Source organism: Planktotalea sp. (genome assembly GCF_039984035.1).
Lineage (GTDB): Bacteria > Pseudomonadota > Alphaproteobacteria > Rhodobacterales > Rhodobacteraceae > Planktotalea.
In genome coordinates this window covers 1-2,741 of sequence record NZ_JBDWVM010000124.1, presented here as the reverse complement: position 1 = coordinate 2,741, position 2,741 = coordinate 1, and the positions used below count along the sequence as shown (strand labels likewise).

Annotated in this window: 4 protein-coding genes; all 4 read right to left on the bottom strand. The window is 54.3% G+C overall.

The genetic code is table 11. The annotated features are described in order from the left end of the window. Positions 1–201: cupin domain-containing protein (locus ABJQ89_RS05605; RefSeq protein ID WP_348495283.1), on the bottom strand; the 201-nt coding region annotated here is incomplete at its 3' end. Positions 202–234: 33 nt separating this feature from the next. Next, positions 235–855 (bottom strand): glutathione S-transferase, encoded by a 621-nt coding sequence (locus ABJQ89_RS05600; protein ID WP_348495282.1) that lies wholly within the window; start codon positions 853–855, stop codon positions 235–237. 510 nt (positions 856–1,365) lie between these two features. After that, entirely contained in the window at positions 1,366–2,238 is an 873-nt protein-coding gene (locus ABJQ89_RS05595; RefSeq protein ID WP_348495281.1) for a DMT family transporter, read from the bottom strand. Between the two features lie 5 nt (positions 2,239–2,243). Continuing rightward, the coding region (locus ABJQ89_RS05590; protein WP_348495280.1) for an EamA family transporter at positions 2,244–2,741 on the bottom strand (498 nt) is incomplete at its 5' end.

Sequence of the window (2,741 nt, the reverse complement as noted above, 5' to 3'; positions counted from 1 at the left end):
GATGAATTCTTCGCCACCTGTATGGGTATGCTCGGAAAATTGGCTGCCCGGCGCGTAGCGTACAATTGTCGTGGCACGGGCAACCTCGCCCCCAATGCGGTCCAGCATACGCCGATCTACACCAGGCATAGGCGAAGCGTTCCACTCAAGCTGCTCAGAGTGAACAACCACGCGTTTCTTAAAGTCTGCGTTCAGTTCCATGTTGTGTCCTTTCGGCTTGAGTGGTGTCGCGCGTTAGCCTGCGATGCTGGGGCGTGCTGCAACTTTCGCACGCCATGCCGTCAGGTTTAAGAGTGATTCCGGAATCTCGACCTTTGCAAAGTCCGCAAATGCGAGGCCCGCGAAAGCAGTAATGTCCGCTACCGAGAACGCAGCCCCAGCCAGGTATTCATTGTCCGCCAGAACTTCGTCGAGATACGCCATTGTCTGACCGGCAACTTCCTTTTGCTTCGCGCCCCATTCGGCACATTGATAAGTTTCAAGGTCTGGACCAAGGCCAGGTGTCGCGTGGTGAAAGTAGGTTCCCACAGCATTTAAAAGGCCGTTTTCTGCGCGCAGGTTCATCATTGCGATTTGTGCACGTTGTTTGGGTGTTTCTCCGGTCAGCGTTGGGCCTTCGAAATGGCCGTCAATATACTCTGTAATCGCGTTGCACTGCGAGATATGGGTGCCGTCTGCCAGCTCAAGGCAAGGGACCACAGCATCCGGGTTCTTGGACTTGAATGCGTCGGAGCGATGTTCACCACCCATCACGTCAACTGGAACAAATTCGACTTTGTCCGTCGCACCTTTTTCGGCAAGTGCCATGCGTACACGGGCTGGGTTTGGGAAGCCTTCGGTATCATAGATTTTCATGTCATCTCTCCTTGTGAACAGGATATCAATCTACTAGTTGGTAGATATTTTTGACAAGATGTATTGTTGTCGTTGTGATCACAAGATTGTTACGATGATACGTTCTGCAGCGCCTGGATTTGATGCCAGCTGTCTGCGAAGCAGTCATTTGCGGTGAGCCAATGAATAGCAGTAAAGTCCGCGACCTGTCAGTTGCCCTGATAATCCATGCTGCGCGATGAACGAATGGCCGCAAACACCGCCGCCACGCAGCGTCGTGATGCGAGCTGCTGAGGCAATTCTTATGCTGCGTGCGCGCGCAGCAGAAATTGAAGATGTCGGCTGTGGGCTCGAAGCAGACTTTAACTGCGCAAAGCTCGAATGTCCGGTTTGGGCCGTCCATGTTTCGCTGGGCAGGCCAGATCACTTAGAGGCTACGCCGCATCTGAGGTCAGCAGTGAGTCCATACCTAGGAAGCTCTGCAGTATGGCTAGTAACGGCTTTCGGGTTGAGTCAACTGGTTTAGCAAGCTCAATCAGTGACAGATTTATCCGATTTTACTTCGCTATTGATCGATGCAAGCACCGCGAGCAATACAATCGCGCCTCCCAGAACGGTCGCGTTTCCTGGGATTTCCATGAACAAAATGAAGGCAAAGAAGGGAGCTAACGGGGTTTCCAAGGCGCTCAATAAAGCTGTTTGACCAGATGGAACCCGTTTCGCGCCTTCGGCCAAGGAGATGGCCGCGATGGCAAAAAACAGCCCGAAGGCTGCGAGGATGAGTATCTCTAAAGGTTCTGTCTGGAATGGCTGGCCAAAGACTAGGGCGACCGGTGTCAGCAATATTGACTGCATTGCGGTTGGGCCCGCGCCGGGCGTGTTAGGATACTTGCGATAAATGACAATGATTAAGGCCATTGCGATGGTCATAATGAGAGCAAGGAGGTCACCGTAGATGCTGAACTGTCCAAAAGAACCGGATACGATGATGCCGACGCCCAAAAGTGCTCCGATGCAACCCATTAGTGTTCGGGCAGTTATGCGTTCCCCGATCATAGCCCAGGCAAACGTTGCCGCAATGAGCGGCGCGGTTGCATAGATCAAAGATACATTCGCAATACTGGTCAGTCTAAACGCCGGGATGAAAGCCGCTGTGCCGAGCGCGCCGATGATGGCGACGCACCATCCGCTCGAACCAAACCCAAGGAAGTTTTGGCGAAACGTGCCTTTATGAGCGGTCCACATTACGGAAAACCCGACCGCGAATACGCCGCGCCAGAATATGACAGCCCAAACGCCAGCTACGACGCCTTTGGTGAAAAGGCCCGCGGTGCTGTACGCGATTGTCGCGGCCACGATCAGTATAACGCCGAGCGAATAGTCAGAGAGCAGGTTTCTTTTCACACCGGTCATCTCTTAGCCTCGGGATCACGTACAGGCTTGGCAAAAAACTGCGACATGCCCGGCGATCCGGCAAAAGCCCAAATGCCGGCTGCAACGCAAGCCACACCGATTGCAGTCAGCCATGACAACGGTTCACCAAGAAGAAAAAAGCCACCGACTGCTGTCAATGCCGGCACAACCGCTCCGCTGGCAGCTGCCACGCTGGCGCCAAGATGCCGGATGGCCGCGCCATAGGCCGCGAGGCCAATGAGGCCCGCGAGGATACCTTGTGCTGCGACTTGTAAGGCGATGTCTGACCATGGCGCATCCAGCAAAGCCGCGTCCGGTGACATAAGCCAGATCGGGATGACCAAAATGGACGACCAAAAACAGATAAGTGCAGCCCCGTGCCATGGGGTCAATCCGCTCTTACGATAGGCTACGGTATAGATTGCCCAGAACACGCCAGCTCCGATGAACAGAGCATCTCCGAGCAGAACATTGGCGCCGCCGACAGCGCCAAT